The sequence below is a fragment of the Planomicrobium sp. CPCC 101110 genome (assembly GCF_007859395.1).
In the GTDB taxonomy this organism is placed as follows: domain Bacteria; phylum Bacillota; class Bacilli; order Bacillales_A; family Planococcaceae; genus Planococcus.
This window is the reverse complement of the sequence record NZ_VOHD01000010.1, coordinates 1,408-2,716: the sequence shown is the minus strand read 5'-3', so window position 1 is coordinate 2,716 and position 1,309 is coordinate 1,408. Positions and strand designations below refer to the sequence as shown.

The window sequence follows — 1,309 nt, the reverse complement described above, 5'->3', positions numbered from 1 at the left end:
CTTGTTCTTTGAAAACTGGATAAACGACATTGAAACACATGAAACAAGCAACACAAGTACGCGACCTTCGGGTCAGCTTTTTAACTTGGTTAAGTTAGAAAGGGCGCACGGTGGATGCCTTGGCACTAGGAGTCGATGAAGGACGGCACTAACACCGATATGCCTCGGGGAGCTGTAAGTGAGCTTTGATCCGGGGATTTCCGAATGGGGAAACCCACTATCTTTAATCGGATAGTACAGCCGCGTGAATTCATAGCGCGGTTGAGACATACCCAGGGAACTGAAACATCTAAGTACCTGGAGGAAGAGAAAGCAAATGCGATTCCCTGAGTAGCGGCGAGCGAAACGGGATCAGCCCAAACCAAGAGGCTTGCCTCTTGGGGTTGTAGGACACTCTATACGGAGTTACAAAAGGAAGGATTAGGCGAAGCGACCTGGAACGGTCCGCCAGAGCGGGTAACAGCCCCGTAGCCGAAAACCCTTCCCCTCCAGAGTGGATCCTGAGTACGGCGGAACACGTGAAATTCCGTCGGAATCCGGGAGGACCATCTCCCAAGGCTAAATACTTCCTAGTGACCGATAGTGAACCAGTACCGTGAGGGAAAGGTGAAAAGCACCCCGGAAGGGGAGTGAAACAGATCCTGAAACCGTGTGCCTACAAGTAGTCAGAGCCCGTTAATGGGTGATGGCGTGCCTTTTGTAGAATGAACCGGCGAGTTACGATTGCATGCAAGGTTAAGGTGAGAAGCCGGAGCCGCAGCGAAAGCGAGTCTGAACAGGGCGCCAGAGTATGCAGTTGTAGACCCGAAACCAGGTGATCTACCCATGTCCAGGGTGAAGGCAAGGTAACACTTGCTGGAGGCCCGAACCCACGCACGTTGAAAAGTGCGGGGATGAGGTGTGGGTAGCGGAGAAATTCCAATCGAACCTGGAGATAGCTGGTTCTCTCCGAAATAGCTTTAGGGCTAGCCTCAAGATAAGAATCCTGGAGGTAGAGCACTGTTTGGACTAGGGGCCCATCCCGGGTTACCGAATTCAGACAAACTCCGAATGCCAGTGATTTATGCTTGGGAGTCAGACTGCGAGTGATAAGATCCGTAGTCAAGAGGGAAACAGCCCAGACCACCAGCTAAGGTCCCCAAATATCCGTTAAGTGGAAAAGGATGTGGCGTTGCTTAGACAACCAGGATGTTGGCTTAGAAGCAGCCATCATTTAAAGAGTGCGTAATAGCTCACTGGTCGAGTGACACTGCGCCGAAAATGTACCGGGGCTAAACGGATTACCGAAGCTGTGGATGGACCGCNNNNT

General features: G+C 51.7%; 1 rRNA gene (cut by a window edge). It reads left to right on the top strand.

Annotation, left to right across the window (positions count from 1 at the left end):
• Positions 1-87: 87 nt before the first annotated feature.
• Positions 88-1,309, top strand: a 23S ribosomal RNA gene (locus FQV30_RS15775) (its annotated part continues 1,407 nt past the right edge of the window); the annotation flags it as partial.